Origin of the sequence: Micromonospora parathelypteridis, assembly GCF_014201145.1 — a bacterium.
Taxonomy (GTDB): domain Bacteria; phylum Actinomycetota; class Actinomycetes; order Mycobacteriales; family Micromonosporaceae; genus Micromonospora; species Micromonospora parathelypteridis.
The window spans coordinates 2,684,087-2,705,371 of the sequence record NZ_JACHDP010000001.1; the positions used below are offsets into that span (position 1 = coordinate 2,684,087).

Below are 21,285 nucleotides of genomic sequence, written 5' to 3' on the forward strand. Positions count from 1 at the left end.
ACGCCCGGCTCAGTCCGGGCAGCCGACGGTGGCGGCCAGTCTGGTGGCATCCGGGCTGAGCTCCGCCAGCACCGTGACCGCGCCGGTGCGGTACGCGTACACCGGGGGTTTGTCCAGCAGTGGGGCCTCGCCGGCCAGCGGGGCGAGGGCCTCGGTCGACGCGGCCTGGCCGGGGCCGTCCGCGGCCCGCGCGGTGCGGGCCAGCCCGCCGCCCGGGCAGGGCGCGGTGACCAGCTCCGGTGCCGCGTCGCTCGGCCGGCCGAGCGCCCGCAGCGCGGCGGTCAGGGCGGCAGCTTCCGGGCCGGCATCGGTCGCCGGGGCTGTCGTGTAACCCGAGCCGACCGGCCGACACCCGGTGTCGACGATCAGTCGCACCCGACCGTCCACGGTCGGCCGCCCCTCGACGGCCACGAACTCCCCGGCGTCGGCGTGCAGCTCGGGGCCGTCCACCCCGGGCCCGACCCCGGCCCGCCAACTCGTCGGAAGCCGCTCGGCGATGCCGGCCAGCACGGCCCGCTCGGTGCCGGTGGGCGCGAGCACGCCGACCTCACGCCGCAGCCTTGCTCCGTCGGCGAACGGGGTGACTCGGCAGCCCGACGCGACCCGCGCCGGACTCAGCTCCAGCAGACCGGCTGCGCCGGCGGCCCGGGAAAGCTCGCCGATTGCCCGGTCGACCACCGGGCCGGCCTGGCCGAGGGTACGTTGCTCGCGCACGGTCGGCGGGTCGTTGCGGACCGACATCCAGGCGAGCAGGGCCAGCAACACGACCCAGGCCGCGGTCGCGGCCAGCAGCCAGCGCCGCCACGACCGGACCGGCGCCGGCGCGGCGGGACCGGCCGAAGAAGCCCAACCCGTCTGGACAGCACCGCTCACCCGGCCATGGTGTCACGGGCGGTCCGGTGGCCCGGCGGCGGAGGAGGGCGGGATGCGGACCGGCGGCGTCGAGCCACCCGAGGGCGGGAACAGTATCGCCCGCAGCTGGGTCAGGTCGGCGCAGCTCACCACCGAACCGGCCCCGTCGAGCTGTCGCAGCACCCGCTCAAGCACCGAGGCATCCGCGCTGACGCAGAACACGATCGAAACTTCTTCGTCAGACACGCCACCGCCACCCGCACCAACCGTGATCTCCACCCATAAATAGTGACGCATGCCGATGCCTTTCGGAGGCCTGCATGGCCGCCCCCGACTGACACACCGCCCGAACCTGCGGAACGACGAGGGCCGGCCACCCGTGCGGGTAACCGGCCCTCGTCGATCAGAGCAGTGGGTCAGGCGACAGTGACGCCAACCTCGTTGACACCCCGGCCTGCGGTGACGGCCGTGTCGCCGTTGCCGTGCCGGGACAGCGCCCGAAGCGTCCAGGTGCCCGGCGCGGCGAAGAACCGGAACTGGCCGGCCGCCGAGGTCACCACCTCGGCGGTGAACTCACCGGTCGAGTCGAGCAGCCGGACGTACGCGCCCGGCACCGGCTCGTCCTCAGCGGAGCGGACGATGCCGGTGATCACGGTTTCCTTCTCCAGGTCGAGGCTGGCCGGCAGCGGCGCGGCCTGATCCGGTGCGGCGCAACCCGCGGCGATGGGAAGAGTCATGATCAGACCTCCCCGGGTTCGTCGCCGAGCGCGACCGGCACGCCGACCAGCGAGCCGTACTCGGTCCAGGAACCGTCGTAGTTCTTGACGTTGCGGTGGCCCAGCAGCTCCTGCAGCACGAACCAGGTGTGCGAGGAGCGCTCACCGATGCGGCAGTAGGCGATGGTCTCCTTGCCGTCGTCGAGCCCCGCGTCGCCGTAGATCCGGCGCAGCTCGTCGTCGGACCGGAAGGTGCCGTCCTCGTTGGCCGCCTTCGACCACGGGACGCTGATCGCGGTGGGGATGTGACCGGCCCGCTGCGCCTGCTCCTGCGGCAGGTGGGCGGGGGCGAGCAACCGGCCGGCGAACTCGTCGGGGCTGCGCACGTCGACCAGGTTCTTGGTGCCGATCGCAGCGACCACCTCGTCGCGGAAGGCCCGGATGGAGCTGTCCGGCTCCTGCGCGACGTACTGCGTCGCCGGGCGGGACACCGCGTCGGTGACCAGCGGGCGAGCATCCAGCTCCCACTTCTTGCGACCGCCGTCGAGCAGCTTCACGTCGCCGTGCCCGTAGAGCTTGAAGTACCAGTACGCGTACGCGGCGAACCAGTTGTTGTTACCGCCGTAGAGGATGACGGTGTCGTCGTTGCTGATGCCCCGCTCGGAGAGCAACGCCTCGAACTGGGTCTTGTTGACGAAGTCCCGGCGGACCTGGTCCTGCAGGTCGGTCTTCCAGTCAATCTTGATGGCGCCAGCGATGTGGCCGGTGTCGTAGGCCGAGGTGTCCTCGTCGACCTCGACGAAGACGACGCCCGGGGCGCCGAGGTTCTTCTCGGCCCACTCGGCCGAAACGAGTGCGGTGTCGCGACTCATCGAATCACTCCCTGGTGAGGATGGATGGTGAGCCAACGCGCGAGTATCGATGGGTGTAGCTGTCGCACCACGCGCGGGACCCAGCGGAAGGACGGGATCACGGGTTCGTGCGACGGCGCCGCTGCCGGTCGTTCGGTGGGTTCACCGGAAGGTGCGAGAACCCTGTGCCGGTGGCCGCCGTCAGGCGGCCGGAGACAGCCCCGCCGTCAGATGACGGGGCGACACAGGCAGGTGGCCACGCGGCACAGGTCGACCGCGCGCCGTTTGGTGAGGTGGGTCCCCATGGGCAGGGAGCCTACCAGCCGGTGACCGTGCTGCCACTGGGCCGACCACCATCCGGGAATGACCCGGCCCGCCGGCCGGACCGGCGTCGCACCTCAGCCAGCGGAATTGATGGGTACGTTCTTCGCGTCGGCGGTGACCGCCAACCCTTCCGGCAGTGGTCGAACCTCCCGGACGGCGAGCTGGAACGGCAGGTCGGGCAGGGGTACGTCGATGGAGATGCTCTTCGCGTAGTTGCTCAGGAAGGCGCGGGCCAGCGGCAGGTTCGGCAGACCCGCGGCGTCCAGGTCGTTGAACCGCAGGGCGACGGCGCCGTTGTCGGCGACGGTGACGTCGGCGGTGCCGCTGATGGTGAGCTTCTGACCGAGGATGTCGGCCGGGGCCGTGACGGCCAGCTTGCCGTTCTGCTCGCCGAGGGTGAGCCCGGGCCGCTTCAGCAGTGCCGCGAGACTGTCGTAGCTGATCGTGCCGGTGCCCTTGACGGTGTCCGCGACGACATCCCCCTGGCCGCTGCGCAGAGTGTCCAGCGAGGCACGCACGTTGCGAGCATCCACGTCCAGCACCGGCAACTGCACCGCGCCGCCCTCGACCGAGGCCTGCACGTCCCGCAGCTTGATGGTGATCCGTTCGTAGCGGCCGTCGAGCACCTGGGTGAGGAACGGAATTCCGGCCACTTCCACGTCGGGCCTGGTGGACTGCGCGCCCTGCTTGGCGACCTCCTGGCTGACGCGGTCGGCAATGGTCCGCTCGGCCACCCCGACCGCTACCCGGTCCGCGACCACCAGCAACCCCGCCAGCAGCAGGAGCAGAACGAACAACCCGATGAGCAGCTTGCGACCACGCCGCCGGGGCCGGACCTCACTCGCCGGATACTCCTGCGCCACGCCGCCTCCTGTCTCCGCCCGCCGAGGTGCGACGGGTCGTCCGTGCCGGTGCCGCAGCGCGGCGCACCCATAGGTACCCGACCGGCTCCGGGCTCAACCGTGCCTTCAGAGGAAGAGCATGCACATGGCGTACGCGGCCGGCGCGGCGAGAGCGAAGCCACCGAGCGGACCCTGCATGTGCCGGGCCACCCACATCGTGGGCGGTTCGCCGGCCATCAGGCGGCCCGCCTCGGCGTACCCCACGGCGAGATCGGAGAGGACGGCCGTGACCGCCGCGACCAGGCCGATCACGGCGGCCCGGGTCGGCGTGAAGGGAGCCACCAGGTAGCTGCCGAGCAGCGCGCTGGTGAGCGTGCCGACCATCGCGCCGGCCACCACCCCAGCGGCGCCCCGGGGCACCTGCGGAGCCAGCCGGGGCCAGGGCAGCACGGCGTCGGTGAGCCGGGCGACGGTCAGCGCGACACCGCTCGCGGACAGGCAGATCGTGATCGCCTGGGTGCCGGCCGGGATCCGGCTGAGCACGATCAGGGTGCCGAAGGCCACCACCCCGACCACGATGAGCAGCGTCGCGCCGAGTGAGTCGGTGACCCGGACCCGGTCGACCCGGCGGACCAACTGGCCGAGCACCGCGGCGAGGAACCCGCCGACGGCCAGGTAGCCCAGCGGGGCCAGGCCGGCGATGTCGGTCTGCACCGCGGCGATGTCCGCGAGCGCCGCGACCGCGGCGCTGATCCCGGCGACGACCAGCAGCGCGGGCGGTCGCATGGCCATCGTCCAGGCGAGCACGAACAGCAACTGGACACCGAAGATGATGAAGGCGAACGGCAGCCGGTGACCGGGGCCCGACGTCTGCGCGCCGAGCACCAGGCCGACGCCGAGCAGCGCGGCGAAGCCGGCGATGGTCACCGCCAGTTGGCGACGCACCTCGACCGGGGGTACGACCTCCTCCTCCGGCTCGTCGACCTCATCCTCGGATCGGCGAGCCGGCTCGCCGGCACGACGGGCACGACGAGGCCCACCCCGTTCGCGACGATCGCCGTCGGCGGGTGCCGGACCGGTACGCGGGGCGGGCGGGTGGCCGCGGGTCGGTGCGGCGGCCGGACCCGGGTGGGGCCCAGCGGGCCACGATTCGCGGCCCGCCTCGGGCGAGGTGGAGGGAAACACGACCCGATCGTGCCAGACCGACCGCCCGGCGCGGTGGTCACGGGTTTCAGCAACGTTAAAATCTATGCCACGATCAGGGGCAAGCTAGACAAACGGGAAATGGCCTGACTGCGCGGCCGAGGCGATCGGTTAGGCTCAACGCGTTACCCGCCCGTCAGCGACGCCGGGACCACGCAATTTCTCAGCGCACTCCACCGTGAGTGTGTCTGGTCGCGTGCGGCCCCGCGCCGCCGGGACGGAGGTGATCGTGGAGATCCTGTTGCTGGTGACCGCGCGCGCAGGCGAACCGTCGGCAGTGCTGCCGGCACTCGACCTGCTGCCGCACTCGGTCCGCACCGCGCCGCGCGACGTCCGCACTCTTGTCGCCGGCCCCAGCCCGGACGCGGTGATGGTGGACGCCCGGTCCGAGTTGAGCGAGGCCCGCGCGACCTGCCGAATGCTGCACGCCACCGGGCTCGGCGTGCCGCTGGTCGCGGTGGTGACCGAGGCCGGCCTGATCGCGCTGAACGCCGACTGGGGCGTCGACGACGTCATCCTCGCCTCCGCCGGCCCCGCCGAGGTCGAGGCACGGCTGCGACTGGCGGTGGGCCGACTGAGCAACGCGACCGCCGGCGCGGGCGGCTCGATCCGGGCCGGCGAGCTGACCATCGACCCGGACACGTACGCGGCCAAGCTCAAGGGTCGCCCGCTCGACCTCACCTACAAGGAGTTCGAGCTGCTGAAGTTCCTGGCCCAGCACCCGGGTCGGGTGTTCACCCGGGACCAGCTCCTGCGCGAGGTCTGGGGCTACGACTACTTCGGCGGCACCCGCACAGTGGACGTGCACGTCCGGCGACTACGCGCCAAGCTCGGCTCGGAGTACGAGTCGATGATCGGCACCGTTCGCCAGGTCGGCTACAAGTTCGTCGTGCCGCCGTCGCGGTCGCTGGCCGAGGCGGAGCACGCGCCCCTGCCGGTCTGATTCGCGCGGTCGCTCCTAGCGATTTCCCATATGCCCTTTTTGCGCAGCTTGGCAGTCCTATTCTGACTGCCGGGTTTGTCGGAGAAAGGGGCGACGGTGCGCGCAGTGACCACGGGGGCGACGGACCGCCCTGAGCGGCCAACCAGGCGGAAGCCGTGAATCGGGGCGACTCGACCGCAAGAGCGGCGGGGATCGTGACGCTGGTGGTGGCGGCGCTGCTCGGCTCGGCGTACGTGCTGGGCCGCAGTCTCGTCCCCGACCAGCAGGCCCAACGACACTCCACCGGGGTCACGTCGAACGTCGACGTACCGGACTACGCCGACCAACCCAGCGGCGGTGAGCCGACCGCCGCCCCAAGCGCCAGCGGCCTGACCGGCCCCCCCGAGGCCGGCCAGGACGGGACGGGACGGGACGCCGGGGGCGACAAGCTGTTCGGCGCACACGCCACCACCGGCTCCCGCCGGCTCGCGCTGACCTTCGACGACGGGCCGGACCCGCAGTACACCCCGCAGGTCCTCGCCACGCTGCGCGAATTCGACGTGCGGGCCACGTTCTGCGTGGTCGGTGAGAACGCCCAGAATCACCCCGAAATGATCCAGGCGATCGTCAACGACGGGCACACCCTGTGCAACCACTCGTGGAACCACGACGTCGGCCTGGGCGCCCGATCGGCCGACGCGATCCGCTCCGACCTCCTGCGCACCAACGAGGCGATCCGGGCGGCGGTGCCGGACGCACCGATTGTCTGGTACCGCCAGCCCGGCGGCGCCTGGACGTACCCGGTGGTGTCGGTGGCGAGCCAGCTCGGCATGACCCCGCTGCACTGGTCGGTGGACCCGTCGGACTGGGAACTGCCCGGCGCCGGCCAGATCACCGCGACGGTGCTGACCCAGGCCGAACCGGGCTCGGTGGTGCTGCTGCACGACGCCGGCGGGAACCGCCAGGGCACGGTGGACGCCCTGCGCCGGATCCTGCCCGACCTGACCGCCCGGTTCGAGCTGGAGGCGCTGCCCACCGATCCGACGTGAGGCGGCCACGCCGCCGAGTCGGTGATGTCGCAAACGATTCAGCTCCAAAGGCATCGACCAACACCTCGCCGACCAGCGCCGCCCGCAGCCTCCAGGCCATGCCGCCCACAGCCTCCGCTCGACGCTGGCCGCGGCTTTACTCGGCGACGGACCGGGCGCCACGACACGCAGCGACTACGGTGACGGGATGAGCAGCGCGGAGCCGACCAGCGACCAGGTGACCCGGACCGACCGACTGGCGCCGGCGGAGATCGCCGACGTGCTGGCCCTTGCCAGCTCCGCAGGCGACACCGACGGCGCGAACCCGCTCGACGAGCACGTCCTGCTCCGACTGCGCGACCCGGACGCCCCCGCCCTGCACCTGATCGCTCGCGCCGACGACGGCACCCTCACCGGGTACGCGCACCTGGACACCACCGACCCGGTCGGCGGGATCGGAGTCGAGCTGGTGGTGCACCCCGCGTACCGGCGGCGGGGCACCGGGCGCGCGCTGGCCCGGGGCGTACTCGCCTCGGCGACCGGGCCGCTGCGGGCGTGGGCGCACGGCGACCACCCCTCGGCCGCCGCGCTCGGCGTCGACCTCGGGTTCACCCGGGCGCGGGTGCTGTGGCAACTGCGCCGGCCGCTGGCCGCCCCGCTGGGCGAGCCGCGCCTGCCCGACGGGGTGGCGCTGCGCGAGTTCCGGCCCGGGGCGGACGAAGCCGCCTGGCTGACCCTCAACTCGCGCGCCTTCGCCGAGCACCCCGAGCAGGGGCGGTGGACCTCGGACGACCTACGGGTCCGTCTCGCCGAGCCGTGGTTCGATCCGGCCGGCTTCCTGCTCGCCGAGGAGACCGAGACGGGCCGTCTGCTCGGCTTCCACTGGACCAAGGTGCACGAGCGCCCGGGGTCGGCCCGGATCGGCGAGGTGTACGTCCTGGGTGTGGAGCCGACCGCGCACGGCGGCGGGCTCGGCCGGGCGTTGACCACCGCCGGGCTGGCGTACCTGCGGGACAAGCGTGGCCTGGACCGGGTCATGCTCTACGTGGACGAGTCGAACACCGGGGCCGTCGCGCTCTACGAGCGGCTGGGTTTCGCCCGCTGGTCCGCGCACATCAACTACCACCTCGGCTGACCGTCGGGCGTCGCCGAAGTCCGGTCACCGGTGGGTAACGACCGGGCGTCGGCGGGATAACGGCGAACCGGAAATATGAGCATACTTCCGACAGGTGTACCCGGGTTCACTTAACGGACAACTCACCCTCAGCAAGCGGTCACCTCGGTGGCCGTACGTGTTCACCTTGCGTTCACTTGCGACCGGCGAACCGGCTACCTGGCACTTCTAACTTTCGTGTCAGCCGGTCAATGCCGGTCCTCGGGCCCCGGATTCGGGGCGCCAAGTCAGACGCGAAGGGAAACCCCTCAGGTGAAGCTCCAGCGGTACGGCGCTATTGCCGGCCTCGCCCTCGCCGCGACGCTCGGCCTCAGTGCATGCGGCTCGGACAACAACGAGCCCGCTCCCGGCGCCAGCGCTTCGGGCTCGACCGCCGCGGTCGACTGCGCTACCGGAACGCTGAACGCCCAGGGCTCGTCGGCGCAGAAGAACGCCATGGCCGAGTGGATCAAGGCGTACCAGACGAAGTGCCAGGGCACCACGATCAACTACGAGCCGACCGGCTCGGGCGCCGGTATCCAGGCGTTCATCGCCGGGACGGCCGACTTCGCCGGCTCCGACTCCGCGCTCAAGCCGGAGGAGCAGCCGCAGGCCGACGCCAAGTGCGTCGGTGGCAAGGCCATCCACCTGCCGATGGTGATCGGCCCGGTGGCCATCGCCTACAACGTGAGCGGCGTGGACAACCTCCAGCTCAAGCCGGCCACCCTGGCGAAGATCTTCGCCGGCACGGTCACCAAGTGGGACGACGCGGCGATCAAGGCCGACAACCCGGACGCCAAGCTGCCGTCGACCACCATCCAGACCGTCCACCGCTCGGACGAGTCGGGCACCACCGACAACTTCACCAACTTCCTGTCCAAGACCGCCGAGGCCGACTGGACCCTGGGTAAGGCCAAGGCGTGGAAGGCCCCGGGCGGCACCGGCGCCAAGGGCTCGGACGGCGTGGCCAGCCGGGTCAAGGGTGCCGACGGCTCCATCGGTTACATGGAGTGGTCGTTCGCCGAGAACGCCGGTCTGAAGATGTCCAAGATCGGCAACGGCAACGGCGAGTTCGCCGCGCTGACCGCCGAGGCTGCCGGCAAGACCATCGCCGGTGCCAAGGTCGACGGCCAGGGCGACGACCTCAAGCTCTCGATCGACTACAACACCAAGGAGGCCGGGGCCTACCCGATCGTCCTGGCGACGTACGAGATCGTCTGCAGCAAGGGCCTCGCGGCCGACAAGCTGCCGCTGGTCAAGGGTCTGCTGGGCTACGCGGCCAGCACCGAGGGCCAGGCTGCCATGACCGAGCTGGGCTACGCCCCGCTGCCGGAGACCGTCCGCACCAAGGTCGAGACCGCGGTCAAGAACCTCTCCTGACCCGACCCACCACCTCCGCAACCGAATCGAGCGAGCAGATGGGTGAAACCCCTCACCGCTCGGCCGACGCCGGCACCGGCGGGACGCGCGTGACCCAGAGTCACGAGTGGCCCGCCGGTGCCTCGGCGCGTGTGGCCGAGGCACCAGTCAGCACCCGTTCCCCGGGCGGCACCGGGATGGGCGGCGGCGGCGCGTTGCCGCGCAGCCGTAAGTTCGGCGCCGAGCGGGCCTTCCGCGGTCTCACCCTGGCCGCCGGCACCGCAGTTCTGGTCATCATCGCCGCCATCGCGATCTTCCTGGTCGCCAAGGCGGTGCCGGCCCTGCGCGCCAACACCGAGAACTTCTGGTCCTACGAGGGCTGGTCCCCCAACGAGACGCAGCCGAAGTTCGGCATCGGTGCGCTCGCCTTCGGCACCGTGCTCAGCTCGGCGCTCGCGCTGCTGATCGCGGTGCCGGTGGCACTCGGTATCGCGCTCTACCTCTCGCACTACGCACCCCGTCGGCTGGGCACCGCGCTCGGCTTCCTGGTCGACCTCCTCGCCGCCGTGCCGAGCGTGGTCTTCGGTCTGTGGGGACGAGACGTCTTCAGCAGCCCGGTCGGGGACTTCTCGGTCTGGCTGAACAAGCACTTCAGTTGGATCCCGCTCTTCGGCGGAGACGGCCCGTTCGGCGCGTCCGTCATGCTGGGCGCCCTGGTGCTCGCGATCATGGTGTTGCCGATCATCACCTCGCTCTCCCGCGAGGTGTTCCTCCAGACGCCGACGGCGAACGAGGAGGCCGCCCTCGCCCTGGGCGCCACCCGCTGGGAGATGCTCCGCACCGCGGTGCTCCCGTACGGCCGCCCCGGCATCATCGCCGCGATGATGCTCGGCCTCGGCCGGGCGCTTGGCGAGACCATCGCCCTGGCGCTGACGCTCGGCATCACCTTCGGCATCTCGTTCAACCTGATCCAGAACGGCGGCAACACCATCGCCGCCAACATCGCCAATGCGTTCGGCGAGGCGAACGAGACCGGCCGGGGCGCGTTGATCGCCTCCGGCCTGGTGCTGTTCGCCATCACGCTGATCGTCAACATCACGGCGCGGGCGATCATCTACCGCCGCCGGGAGTTCACGGAGTCGGCCGCATGACCACAACCGTCACCTCCCACCGCTCCCGCCCGCCGGCCCAGCCCGACTCGCTGCGGGCCCGGCGGCTGCCCTGGTACGCCGCTCCGGCCATCGCCGTGGCGGCCCTGGCGCTCTCCGTCGTGATCGTCTACGGCACCGACATCGGCGGCCCAGTCCTCGTGGTCGTCCTCGGCGCGGTGCTCTACCTGGTCGGGCTCTTCGCCGCGGCCAACGCGGTCGAGGGGCGCCGGTCGGCCCGCAACCGCACCTGGAGCGCGCTGATCCACTCCGCCTTCGTGCTGGCGGTGCTGCCGCTGGTGTCGGTGGTCTGGACGCTGCTCAGCAAGGGCACCGAGCGGCTGGACGGCAACTTCTTCCAGACCTCGATGAACAACATCGGGGCCCGGGACGCCAACGGCGGCGCGTACCACGCGATCGTCGGCACGCTGGAGCAGGTCGGCATCGCCACCCTGATCACCGTGCCGCTCGGCATCCTCTGCGCCATCTACATCGTCGAGTACGGCCGGGGCAAGTTCGCCTTCACGATCCGGTTCTTCGTGGACGTGATGACCGGCATCCCGTCGATCGTCTCCGGTCTCTTCGTGCTGGCGTTCTGGGTGCTGGTCGTGTCGCCGTGGTTCAACGACGGCCGGCCCAGCTTCTCCGGCTTCGCCGCCGCGCTCGCGCTGAGCGTGCTCATGCTGCCCACCATCGTCCGGTCCACCGAGGAGATGCTCCGCCTCGTCCCGCCGCCGCTGCGCGAGGGCGCCTACGCGCTCGGCGTACCCAAGTGGAAGACCATCCTGCGGGTGGTGCTGCCGACGGCGCTGCCGGGCATCGTCACCGGCGTGATGCTCGCCATCGCCCGTGCGGCCGGCGAGACCGCGCCGGTGCTGTTGGTCGCTGGCGGCGGTGCCGCGATCAACACCAACCCCTTCGAGAACAACCAGTCGTCGCTGTCCCTCTTCGTCTACCAGCAGGCCGGTGACGCGTCGAGGTACGCACCGGCACGGGCGTGGACCGCGGCACTCACCCTGGTCGCCCTCGTGCTCATCCTGACGATCGCGGCGAAGCTGCTGGCCCGCCGCAACAGGCTCAGCCGATGAACCCCGGAGGTTCCACCATGGCCAAGCGTGTCCAAGCCGCGAACGTCACCGCCTACTACGGTGGCTTCAAGGCGATCGAGAACATCAACCTGACCGTCGAGCCGAAGACGGTCACCGCCCTGATCGGCCCGTCCGGTTGCGGCAAGTCCACCTTCCTGCGGTCGATCAACCGGATGCACGAGGTGCTGCCGGGGGCCCGGGTTGAGGGCAGCCTGACCATCGACGACCAGGACATCTACGACCGGGACGTGGACGTCACCGCGGTCCGGCGCACGATCGGCATGGTCTTCCAGCGGCCGAACCCGTTCCCCACCATGAGCATCTTCGAGAACGTGGTGGCCGGGCTGAAGCTCAACGGCGTCCGCCGCAAGTCGATCCTGGAGGACGCGGCCGAGAAGGCGCTGCGCTCGGCGAACCTGTGGGACGAGGTCAAGGACCGGCTGGGCAAGCCCGGCGCGGGCCTCTCCGGTGGTCAGCAGCAGCGGCTCTGCATCGCCCGGACCATCGCGGTCGAGCCGCAGGTCGTCCTGATGGACGAACCGTGCTCCGCCCTGGACCCGATCTCCACGCTGGCGATCGAGGACCTGATGTTCCAGCTCAAGGACAAGTTCACGATCATCATCGTGACGCACAACATGCAGCAGGCAGCGCGTGTGTCGGACCGGACCGCCTTCTTCTCGATCGAGAAGACCGGCGACCCGGGCCGTCTGATCGAGTACGACAACACCCAGAAGATCTTCAGCAACCCGAGCGTGAAGAAGACCGAGGACTACATCACGGGCCGCTTCGGCTGAGCCGACCGTGACCGGTCACCGGCGCCCCGCCCTCCCGGCGTGGGCGCCGGTGCCGTTTCCGGCACCGGCGTTGCGAGATAGATCGCGCTCGAACGTGGAAGTAGTGGCCTCCTCCGCGCCACGACACCACTACTTCATGGATCGAGCGCGATCTTGGGCGGGGCGGGGGGGCGGCCGGGGCGGGGGGCGGGGGCGGGGGGCGGGGGGCGGGTCAGGCCAGCACGAAGCGGGGCTCGCCGTCCGGTGGGAGGTCGAGTCGCGGGGTGACCGGGGTGGCGGCGTCCCGCTCGGTCGCCGCCTGCGCCACCCCGGCCAGGTCGCCGGCCGCCGCCACCTGGGCCAGCGTGACCAGGGTCGGTGGCAGCATGGTCAGCTCGCCGGCCTTCGCGCGGGCCAGCGCGTCCGCCGGCCGGATCCACAGGGTGTGGTCGGCCTCGCCGGAGACGTCGCGGGTCCGCTGTCCCGCCGGCAACAGAGCGATGAAGAAGTACGTGTCGAAGCGGCGCGGCTCGAACTCGGGAGTGATCCATCGACTCCACGGCAGCAGCAGGTCCGACCGGAGGGTGAGCTGACGGTCGGCGAGCAGCGCCGCGAAGCCCAGCCGACGTCCCTCAAGGTCCTGCCGGGCCGTTTCCCAGTCGTCGCCGCTGACGTCGCCCACCACTGTCGCCGGGTCCGGGCCGGCGAGCAGTACGCCGGCCTCCTCGAAGACCTCCCGCGCGGCGGCGCAGACCACCGCCTGTGCGGCGTCCGGGTCCACCCCGAGTCGACCCGCCCACTCGCCCGGTGTGGGGCCGGCCCAGTCCAGGTGGGCCTCGGAGTCGGAGCGGTCCACGCCGCCGCCGGGGAAGGCGTACATCCCGCCGAAGGTCATCGCGGCGACCCGGCGGATGACGTACACCTCGAAGTCGACGTCGGTCGGACGCAGCAGCAACACGGTTGCCGCGACTCGCGGCACCGCCGGGGTGCCGCCCTCAGCCTGGAACCGGCGGGCGTGCTCGACCAGGGCGGCCGGGGCGGGGAAGCCAGCACTGTCGATCGTCATGCCGCGAGCCTAGTTCCCCGGCGAGCCGGCGCTGACGGGCCGGCGCGGAGCGCACCGGGGTCCCGACGGATGAGCTGGTCGGCGGCCGGGCAGCGGGCGGTTCACCTGGCTCGGCTAGCGTTCCGGGCATGACTCGTTGGGGCATCCTGGCCACCGGCCACATCGCCAGCCGTTTCGCCGAAGACCTCCGGCTGGTGCCGGACGCCGAGCTGGTCGCGGTCGGCTCCCGTGCCGTCGAGAGCGCTCAGCGCTTCGCCGACACGTACGGCGCGAAGCGCGCGTACGGCTCCTGGGTGGAGTTGGCCGCTGACCCGGAGGTCGACGCGATCTACGTGGCGACGCCGCATTCGGCGCACTACGAGGCGGCGATGACCTGCCTGACCGCCGGCCGCGCGGTGCTGCTGGAGAAGCCGTTCACCCTCGAACTGGCCACCAGCACCGAGTTGGTCGACACCGCCCGCGCCGCCGGGGTCTTCCTGATGGAGGCCATGTGGATGCGGACCAATCCGATGATCCTGCGCGCGGCCGAGCTGATCGCGGAGGGCGCCATCGGCACGGTGAGCAGCGTCCGAGCCGACTTCGGGGTCCCCGGGCCGTTCCCGCCGGAGCACCGGATGCGCAACCCGGCGTTGGGCGGGGGCGCCCTGCTCGACCTGGGGATCTACCCGATCAGCCTGGCCCACCTGCTGCTCGGCGTGCCGCAGCACATCCGGTCCTGGGCGAAGCTCGGCCCGGAGGGGACGGATGAGAACACCGGCATCCTGTTCGGCTACGACAGCGGTGCTCTGGCCGCGCTGAGCTGCGGAATGGTGGGGTCGAGTGAGCTGTCCGCCTCGATCACCGGCAGCACGGGCCGGATCGACCTGCCGGAGCCGTTCTTCCGGCCGGGTTCGCTGACCCTGCACCGGGCCGGCGCGGAGCCGGAGACGATCACCGCCGACGGGGCCGGCAACGGCTACCAGTACGAGGCGATCGAGGTGCAGCGCTGCCTCGCCGCCGGGCTCACCGAGAGCCCGCTGGTGCCGCACGCCGCGACCCTCGAGGTGATGGCGCTGCTGGACGCGGTCCGCGAACAGATCGGCGTGCGCTACGAGTGAAAGAAAAGGGCCCCTCTTCCAAGAGGGGCCCTTTCTTCACGACGGTCAGCCGAAGAGCGGCCGGACCAGCAGGTAGGTGACGCAGGCGATCAGCGCGGCGGCCGGGAACGTGATGATCCAGGCGAGCACGATGTTGCCGGCGACGTTCCAGCGGACCGCGGAGAGCCGCTTGGTCGCACCCACGCCCATGATGGCCGACGTGATCGTGTGCGTGGTGGAGATCGGCGCCTTCAGCACCAGGGCGTTGAAGTAGAGCACCGCGCTGGCAACCGTCTCGGCGGCGAAGCCCTCCGGCGGCCCCAGGTCGATGATCTTGCGACCGAGGGTGCGGATGATCCGCCAGCCACCGGCGTACGTGCCGAGAGCCAGCATGGTCGCCGAGGTCCAGAACACCCAGCCCGGGATGTGTGTCTTGCTCTCCTGGAACCCGCCGGTGTAGAGCGCCAGCACCACGATGCCCATGGTCTTGGCGGCGTCCTGCATGCCGTGGCCGACCGACATGGCGGCTGCGGAGGCGGTCTGCGCCCAGCGGAAGCCCCGGTTGAGCTTGCCCGGCTGCCCCTTCCGGAACAGCCAGAGGATGGCCAGCATCAGCAGGTAGCCGAGGGTGAGGCCGACGATCGGCGACAGCACCATCGGCAGCAGCACCTTCTCGCCGATGTTGGCCCACTGCACGATGCCGCCGGTGGAGACCAGGGTCGCGCCGACCAGGCCACCGAAGAGCGCGTGCGAGGACGACGACGGCAGACCGAAGTACCACGTGATGAGGTTCCAGGCGATCGCGCCGAGCACCCCGGCGAAGACCACTCCGAGGCTGCTCACCCCGGTGGGGAGGGTCACCAGGCCGTCACCGACGGTCTTGGCCACCCCGGCGCCGAAGTGCGCGCCGACGAAGTTGCCGACCGCGGCGAGCCCGAGGGCGATCCGGGGTGTCAACGCCCGGGTGGAGACGCTTGTCGCGATCGCGTTGGCAGCGTCGTGGAAGCCATTGGTGTAGTCGAACGCCAGGGCCACCGCGATCACCGCCAGGACGGCGATGAGTTCGGGGGTCAGAGTCACCGGTTCAGGACTCCTTGACGGCGATGGTCTCGACCGTGTTGGCCACGTGCTCGAAGGCGTCGCAGGCGGCCTCCAGCTCGTCGGCGACCTCCTTCATCTTCAGCACCGTCAACGCGTCGTACTCGCCGGAGAAGAGGCGGACGAGCAACTGCCGGTTGATCCGGTCGCCCTCGTTCTCCAGCCGGTTGCACTCGATCCAGTAGTCCTCAAGATCCTTCATCGACTTGAGCCGGGGCATCGCGTCGGCGGTCAGCTTGGCCTGCTGGTCGAGCACGTTGACCATCTCGTGCAGCTCGCGGGGCAGCGCCGGCAGCTCGGTCAGCCCGTACAGGTAGAGCAGGTCCCCGACCGCTTCCAGGTGATCCATCACGTCGTCGAGCAGCGAGCCGAGCCGGTAGATGTCCTCGCGGTCGAACGGGGTGATGAAGGTCGAGTTGATCTTCTTGTACAGGTCGTGGGTGATCTGGTCGCTGTCATGCTCGACCTCGGTCAGCCGCTCGCTGACGGACTGCACGTCCACGCCGGGCAGAGCCAGCTCGTTGAGCAGCGCGGTGCCGCGGACCAGGTTCTGCGCGGCCCTGGTGAAGAGCTCGTAGAAGGCGCCCTCGGTGGGGCGGAAGGAAAACTTCACAGCACAGACCTCGTCGCGTCGGTGGAAGGGTGGCGGCACCCGTAGGGCACCCGCTCGGTGAATGCTAGGAAACGACAGAACCGTGAATTCGCCGGCCCACCCCTGGCCAGGCGTCATTCACCGCTCGTTCATCTACTGTTCATCTCGGCCGTCCCACCCGCACCCGCTCCCCCAGCGAGCAACCGCTCCCGCTCCCGCTCGACGTCAAAATCGGCAGCCGGATACCCCAAGCCGAGAGTGTCGAACGTCTCACGTAACAGATGGGCCACCGCCCAGTCCCTGTACCACTTGCGGTCCGCCGGCACCACGAACCAGGGCGCGGCGTCCGTGTCGCACCGGCTGAGCGCCTCGGCGTACGCGGCCTGGTAGTCGTCCCAGTGGGACCGGGAGTCGACGTCGGAGGGGTTGTACTTCCAGTGCTTGCGCGGGTCGGTGAGCCGCTCCAGCAGGCGCTTGCCCTGCTCGGCGTACGAAATGTGCAGCATCACCTTGATCAGGGTCACGTGGCCCTCGGTCAACTCCCGCTCGAACGAGTTGATCTCGTCGTAGCGAGCCCGCCAGGTCGCCTCCGGCACCAGCGAGCCGACCCGGGCGATCAGCACGTCCTCGTACTGCGAACGGTTGAACATCCCCACGTACCCGGGCGGGGGCAACTCACGACGGATCCGCCAGAGGAAGTCGTGCCGCAACTCCTGCCGGGTCGGCGGCCCGAACGAGCGGATGTGCAGGCCCAGCGGGTTCATCGCGCCGGCCACCCGCTTGATCGTGCCGTCCTTGCCACCGCAGTCCATCGCCTGGAGCACCAGCAGCACCCGGCGCGCCGGCCGGTCCAGCCCGGTCTTGGCCATCGCGAAGAGCATCTCCTGCTGTCGGCCCAACTCGCCGCCGACCAGTTCCACCTGCTCTCGCGCCCAGGCCTTCCGGTGCTCGCCGCGCCCCGCGGTGCTCGGCACGCCGGGCGTGGACCGCGGATCTATCGCGCCGAGATCCACCGGTGTGGTGACCCGCAGCAGCTTCCGTACGGAGCCGCCGTCCGGCGCCACGATCTGCCCTTGCTGGGGTCCGCTCATCCACGGATCATCGCCCACCCGCAGACGATCCGCCCGTCGAGACCCACCCCACACCGCCACCGGGGTGGGCGCGGTCCACCTGACGCCCGCCAGACCCGTCCAGGGCAGCCGGTGCGCCCAGTTGCCGGGAGGATGTACGCCAGGACGGTGCCGACCGGGGAGGGGTGGTGGGTCGTGCGGGACCTGGCGACGGAGTTCGAGGCCGAGCGGGGCCGGTTGCTCGTGGTGGCCCGCCGGATGCTGGGCAGCCGCAGTGAGGCGGAGGACGCGGTGCAGGAGACCTGGCTGCGCTACGCCGGCGCGCTCGCCGACCCGGCAGCGCGCGCCGAGATCCGGGAGCTGTCCGCGTGGCTGACCACCACCTGCGCCCGGATCTGCCTGGACGTGCTCCGCTCGGCCCGGGTCCGCCGGGAGGCGTACCCGGGGCAGTGGCTGCCGGAGCCGGTGGTGAGCCCGTTGGACGCTGGTCCGCCGACCGGCGGGTACGCACCCGACCCCGCGGAGCGGGCGGTCCGCACCGACCAGGTCGGTACGGCGCTGCTGGTGGTGTTGGAGCGGCTCGCACCGGAGCAGCGGGTCGCCCTCGTGCTGCACGACGTGTTCGCGGTGCCGTTCGCCCGGGTCGCCGACGTGCTCGGCACCACCGACGCGGCCGCTCGGCAGCTCGCCGTCCGTGCACGTCGGGCGGTCACCGCGCCGGACGTACCCCGGCACACCGCTGACCCGGGCGAGCAGCGCCGGGTGCTCGAAGCGTTCGTCACCGCCACCGAGTCCGGCGAGCTGGACCAACTGCTGAAGGTGCTCGCGCCGGACGTGGTCTTCGTCGGCGACTCCGGCGGGCACTTCCCCTCCGCTCGCCGGCCGGTGCTCGGCGCGGAGGCCGTGGGTCGCTTCGCGCTGGGCCTGTTCGGCCAGGCCGGCCGCTACGCCGGCGGGGTGCTGGCCCGGCTCGTGCTCGTCGACGGCGTGCTCGGCATGCAGATGGAGGCCGTGCACAGCGATGGGCGACCGATCCGCCTGGTCACCGCGTTCGCGGTGGACCAGGGCCGGATCACCGCCATCTACAACCAGATCAATCCGGAGAAACTTGCCGACCTGCCACCGCTCGGTGCCGACGACGGCTGGCCGCCGCGCTGGTGAACCGGCCCGACCGGGCGCGCGGCGTCAGACCACCAGGGCCAACCACTTGCGGTACGAGGTGGCGAACGGCTCCGTGCCGTCGGCGAGCGCCCCGAACAGCCGCTGGGCGGCGGCCTCCGCCTCGACCACCACGTCGTCCGGGTAGCCGAATCGTGCCCGGTGCTCGGCGAACTCGTCCTCGTCGAGCAGCTCCACCAGGCCGGTGGCGCGACGCCGGACGACGTCCAGGTCCAGGTCGATCAGGTGGACGGTGTCGTCGGATTCCCAGTGGGCCGGGGTGGTGATGTCGCAGTAGACCTCGCTGGTGCGGGGCGGCGGGTTGAACATGGCCGTCCACCACGCGCGATGTGGCACCAGCAGCACGAACGGAATCTTCTCCACCGACGGCCGGCCGTGGTAGACCGACTCGGTGCCCTGGGGCACGCCGAGCCAGATGCCGAGGTCGTCCTCGGTGAGCCGGCGGGCCGGGTAGTCGCGGTGGGCGCTGCCGTCGTACTTGCGGTAGATCACTCGGACCATGTCGCTCGGCATGATTCGCACCCTAACCGATACTGCCCACGCGTCGTAGCGCGGCCGTAACCGGACGGCGGACCCGCGGCGACCAGCCTGGCCGGCATCGCGCCACGCGGCGGATGGGCGCGGCCGGTGTCGGCGGCGGCGGGTACCGTCGCACGGTGACTCCGCCCCGCACCGCCACCGGTTCCGCCACCCCATCGGCCCGTTCCGGGAGCCGGCGGCGGGGCGCTCGGCCCAGCGGCACGGAGCTGTTGGCGGCGGCGGTCGGCGCGGTGCCGGGCGGCGCGGAACGCCCCGGCCAGCAGCAGATGACCACGGCGATCGAGGAGTGCGTGGCCAGCCGCGAGCATCTGCTCGTGCAGGCGGGCACCGGCACCGGCAAGTCGTTGGCCTACCTCGCGCCGGCGCTCACCGTGGACGGCCCGGTGGTGGTCTCCACCGCCACCCTGGCGTTGCAGTCCCAGTTGGTCGACCACGACCTGCCCCGGCTGGCCGACGCGGTCGAGCCGCTGCTCGGCCGCCGGCCCACCTTCGCGGTGCTCAAGGGTCGCCACCACTACCTCTGCCTTGCTCGACTGGACAACTCCACCGAGGAGGAACCGGAGGACACCCTCTTCGACGCCCCCGCGGCCCGCCCCGGCGGCGGGACGAAGTGGCTCGGTGAGGCGGGCCGGTTGGGCAAGCAGGTCGAGCGGCTGCGTGACTGGGCCGAGCGGACGGCCACCGGCGACCGGGACGAGCTGGATCCAGGCGTCGACGATCAGGCCTGGCGGCTGGTGTCGATGCCGGCCCGGGAGTGTGTCGGGGCGACCCGCTGCCCGTTCGGGCAGGAGTGCTTCGCCGAGGCCTCACGGGCCCGGGCCCGTGAGGCCGACATCGTGGTGACCAACCACAGCCTGCTCGCCGTCGACATGCTCGCCGACCGGCACATCGTGCCGCCGCACAAGCTGCTCATCGTCGACGAGGCGCACGAGCTGGCCGACCGGGTCTCCTCCGCGGCTCAGGCCGAGCTGGTGCCGGAGCTGATCGACCGGTCCACCCGGCGGGCGCGCCCGCTGCTGCGACCGGAGACCGCCGAGGCGCTCACCGCCGCCGGCGACGCCCTCGCGGTCGGGCTGGCCGAGGCGCCGGCCGGGCGGATCACCGCCGGGCTGCCGACGCCCCTGCGGGAGGCGTGCACGCTGCTCGACGCGGCGACCCGGTCCGCCTTGGACGCGATCGGCGACATCAAGTCCGACGACCCGGACCCGGTCCGCAAGCAGCAGGCCAAGGCAGCGCTCGACGAGCTCTCCACGACCGCGCAGCGTCTGCTGGAGGAGGCCGACCACGACGTGGCCTGGGTGGAGAAGAACGACAGCGGCAACCGCCGGGCCCTGGTGGTCGCGCCGCTGTCGGTGGCCGGCACCCTCGCCACCCACCTGTACGACGAGCGCACCGTCGTCGCCACCTCGGCGACCCTGGCGTTGGGCGGCCGGTTCGACACGGTGGCCCGCGCCCTCGGGCTGGACGCGCCGCCGCCCGCCCCGCCGTCCGCCGCCGCAGCCGCACTGGCTGCCCGCACCGGCCCGGGCCGCCCGGCCGCCGAGACGCCTGGCCGTCGGCTCGCCGGCGACCTCCCGCCGAGTGCCGTCGTACCGGCGACCGAAGGCCCCGGTTGGCGCTCGCTCGACGTTGGTTCGCCGTTCGACTACGCCCGGCAGGGCATCCTGTACGTCGCCGCGCACCTGCCCCGGCCCAGCGTCTCCGGGCTGCCCGATGCCGCCGGGGAGGAGCTGCTCGCGCTGGTCGGGGCGCTCGGTGGTCGTACTCTCGGGCTCTTCTCCTCCCGCCGGGCCGCGCAGCAGGCGGCGGAGCTGCTCCGCGCGCGGACCGACCTGCCGGTGCTGTTGCAGGGCGAGGAGGCGTTGCCGCTGCTGGTCCGCCGCTTCCGGGAGGAGCGTTCCAGCTGCCTGTTCGGGGTCATGTCGCTCTGGCAGGGGGTGGATGTGCCGGGTGACGCCTGCCAGCTCGTGGTCATCGACCGGCTGCCCTTCCCGCGACCGGACGAGCCGCTGGCGGCGGCCCGTGCCGCCGCCGTGGACGCGGGCGGCGGCTCCGGCTTCGCCGCGGTCAGCGTGCCGATCGCGGCGGTGCGGCTGGCTCAGGGCGTGGGCCGGTTGATCCGGGCGACCGGCGACCGGGGCGTCGTCGCGGTGCTCGACTCCCGGCTGGAGACGGCCCGGGGCTACGGGCCGTTCCTGCGCCGCTCGTTGCCGCCGTTCTGGTACACCACCCGCCCCGAGGTGGCGAGAGGTGCCCTGGAACGCCTAGCCAGCTCCTGACCTACCCGCACCGCACGCGGCGCTGCGCCGCGTGCCGCGCCGCTGGGCAGGCCCATGATCGCGCTACAACAAGGAAAGAGTGGCCTCCCACTGACGGGAGGCCACTCTTTCCAGGATCGAGCGTGA

The 21,285-nt window shown here is 71.6% G+C and carries 22 protein-coding genes; 10 read left to right on the forward strand and 12 right to left on the reverse strand.

Annotation, left to right across the window (positions count from 1 at the left end; genetic code table 11):
- Positions 1–9: 9 nt before the first annotated feature.
- From HNR20_RS11915 to HNR20_RS11940, 7 genes are all read right to left on the reverse strand, one after another.
- Entirely contained in the window at positions 10–873 is an 864-nt protein-coding gene (locus tag HNR20_RS11915; RefSeq protein WP_229687093.1) for a hypothetical protein, read from the reverse strand.
- Between the two features lie 12 nt (positions 874–885).
- Positions 886–1,098, reverse strand: a complete 213-nt coding sequence (locus HNR20_RS32285) for a hypothetical protein (protein WP_373291013.1) — start codon at positions 1,096–1,098, stop codon at positions 886–888.
- A 170-nt stretch (positions 1,099–1,268) separates the two neighbouring features.
- Complete coding sequence (locus HNR20_RS11925) at positions 1,269–1,589, reverse strand: DUF1416 domain-containing protein (protein ID WP_184179059.1); 321 nt, start codon at positions 1,587–1,589, stop codon at positions 1,269–1,271.
- Positions 1,590–1,591: 2 nt separating this feature from the next.
- Positions 1,592–2,440: a sulfurtransferase gene (locus tag HNR20_RS11930; RefSeq protein ID WP_184179061.1), complete on the reverse strand. Its 849-nt coding sequence runs from the start codon at positions 2,438–2,440 to the stop codon at positions 1,592–1,594.
- Between the two features lie 206 nt (positions 2,441–2,646).
- Entirely contained in the window at positions 2,647–2,724 is a 78-nt protein-coding gene (locus HNR20_RS32880) for an Ms5788A family Cys-rich leader peptide (protein WP_310503780.1), read from the reverse strand.
- A gap of 93 nt (positions 2,725–2,817) precedes the next feature.
- Positions 2,818–3,606, reverse strand: a complete 789-nt coding sequence (locus HNR20_RS11935; RefSeq protein ID WP_184179063.1) for an LmeA family phospholipid-binding protein — start codon at positions 3,604–3,606, stop codon at positions 2,818–2,820.
- 105 nt (positions 3,607–3,711) lie between these two features.
- A complete protein-coding gene (locus HNR20_RS11940) occupies positions 3,712–4,770 on the reverse strand; it encodes a hypothetical protein (RefSeq protein ID WP_184179065.1) in 1,059 nt (352 codons plus the stop codon).
- Between the two features lie 241 nt (positions 4,771–5,011).
- Between HNR20_RS11940 and HNR20_RS11945 the strand changes: the two genes are divergently transcribed.
- The 7 genes from HNR20_RS11945 to pstB all read left to right on the forward strand — a co-directional run bounded on the left by HNR20_RS11945 (position 5,012) and on the right by pstB (position 12,280).
- Positions 5,012–5,731 (forward strand): winged helix-turn-helix transcriptional regulator, encoded by a 720-nt coding sequence (locus HNR20_RS11945; protein WP_184188346.1) that lies wholly within the window; start codon positions 5,012–5,014, stop codon positions 5,729–5,731.
- 194 nt (positions 5,732–5,925) lie between these two features.
- Complete coding sequence (locus HNR20_RS11950; RefSeq protein ID WP_229687094.1) at positions 5,926–6,759, forward strand: polysaccharide deacetylase family protein; 834 nt, start codon at positions 5,926–5,928, stop codon at positions 6,757–6,759.
- A gap of 187 nt (positions 6,760–6,946) precedes the next feature.
- On the forward strand, positions 6,947–7,873 hold the full coding sequence (gene mshD, locus HNR20_RS11955) for a mycothiol synthase (RefSeq protein ID WP_184179069.1): 927 nt from the start codon (positions 6,947–6,949) through the stop codon (positions 7,871–7,873).
- 291 nt (positions 7,874–8,164) lie between these two features.
- Complete coding sequence (pstS, locus tag HNR20_RS11960; RefSeq protein WP_184179071.1) at positions 8,165–9,271, forward strand: phosphate ABC transporter substrate-binding protein PstS; 1,107 nt, start codon at positions 8,165–8,167, stop codon at positions 9,269–9,271.
- Positions 9,272–9,309: 38 nt separating this feature from the next.
- A complete protein-coding gene (pstC, locus tag HNR20_RS11965) occupies positions 9,310–10,401 on the forward strand; it encodes a phosphate ABC transporter permease subunit PstC (RefSeq protein WP_184179072.1) in 1,092 nt (363 codons plus the stop codon).
- The gene (pstA, locus tag HNR20_RS11970) at positions 10,398–11,486 is read left to right on the forward strand and encodes a phosphate ABC transporter permease PstA (protein WP_184179073.1); all 1,089 of its coding nucleotides are present in this window, start codon (positions 10,398–10,400) and stop codon (positions 11,484–11,486) included. Before pstC ends, pstA begins: the two co-directional genes overlap by 4 nt.
- A 17-nt stretch (positions 11,487–11,503) precedes the next feature.
- Positions 11,504–12,280: a phosphate ABC transporter ATP-binding protein PstB gene (gene pstB, locus HNR20_RS11975; RefSeq protein WP_184179075.1), complete on the forward strand. Its 777-nt coding sequence runs from the start codon at positions 11,504–11,506 to the stop codon at positions 12,278–12,280.
- Between the two features lie 211 nt (positions 12,281–12,491).
- On the opposite strand, the gene HNR20_RS11980 is transcribed toward pstB, so the two are convergent.
- The gene (locus tag HNR20_RS11980) at positions 12,492–13,325 is read right to left on the reverse strand and encodes an NUDIX hydrolase (RefSeq protein ID WP_184179077.1); all 834 of its coding nucleotides are present in this window, start codon (positions 13,323–13,325) and stop codon (positions 12,492–12,494) included.
- Between the two features lie 128 nt (positions 13,326–13,453).
- On the opposite strand from HNR20_RS11980, the gene HNR20_RS11985 reads away from it, so the two are divergent.
- Positions 13,454–14,422, forward strand: a complete 969-nt coding sequence (locus HNR20_RS11985; RefSeq protein WP_184179079.1) for a Gfo/Idh/MocA family protein — start codon at positions 13,454–13,456, stop codon at positions 14,420–14,422.
- Positions 14,423–14,467: 45 nt separating this feature from the next.
- Here HNR20_RS11985 and HNR20_RS11990 read toward each other — a convergent pair whose 3' ends face one another.
- The 3 genes from HNR20_RS11990 to HNR20_RS12000 form a co-directional block, all read right to left on the reverse strand.
- Positions 14,468–15,475, reverse strand: a complete 1,008-nt coding sequence (locus tag HNR20_RS11990; protein ID WP_184188349.1) for an inorganic phosphate transporter — start codon at positions 15,473–15,475, stop codon at positions 14,468–14,470.
- A 10-nt stretch (positions 15,476–15,485) separates the two neighbouring features.
- Complete coding sequence (locus HNR20_RS11995; protein WP_053655020.1) at positions 15,486–16,112, reverse strand: DUF47 domain-containing protein; 627 nt, start codon at positions 16,110–16,112, stop codon at positions 15,486–15,488.
- Positions 16,113–16,240: 128 nt separating this feature from the next.
- The gene (locus tag HNR20_RS12000) at positions 16,241–17,182 is read right to left on the reverse strand and encodes a PPK2 family polyphosphate kinase (protein ID WP_184179081.1); all 942 of its coding nucleotides are present in this window, start codon (positions 17,180–17,182) and stop codon (positions 16,241–16,243) included.
- A 174-nt stretch (positions 17,183–17,356) separates the two neighbouring features.
- Between HNR20_RS12000 and sigJ the strand changes: the two genes are divergently transcribed.
- Positions 17,357–18,322 carry an RNA polymerase sigma factor SigJ gene (gene sigJ, locus HNR20_RS12005; protein WP_184179083.1) on the forward strand — a complete coding sequence of 322 codons (966 nt, stop codon included), beginning with the start codon at positions 17,357–17,359 and terminating at the stop codon, positions 18,320–18,322.
- A gap of 24 nt (positions 18,323–18,346) precedes the next feature.
- Here sigJ and HNR20_RS12010 read toward each other — a convergent pair whose 3' ends face one another.
- On the reverse strand, positions 18,347–18,853 hold the full coding sequence (locus HNR20_RS12010) for a DUF402 domain-containing protein (protein WP_184179085.1): 507 nt from the start codon (positions 18,851–18,853) through the stop codon (positions 18,347–18,349).
- Positions 18,854–18,954: 101 nt separating this feature from the next.
- Between HNR20_RS12010 and HNR20_RS12015 the strand changes: the two genes are divergently transcribed.
- Positions 18,955–21,159, forward strand: coding sequence for an ATP-dependent DNA helicase (locus HNR20_RS12015; RefSeq protein ID WP_184179087.1), 2,205 nt, complete (start codon positions 18,955–18,957; stop codon positions 21,157–21,159).
- Positions 21,160–21,285: the final 126 nt, after the last annotated feature.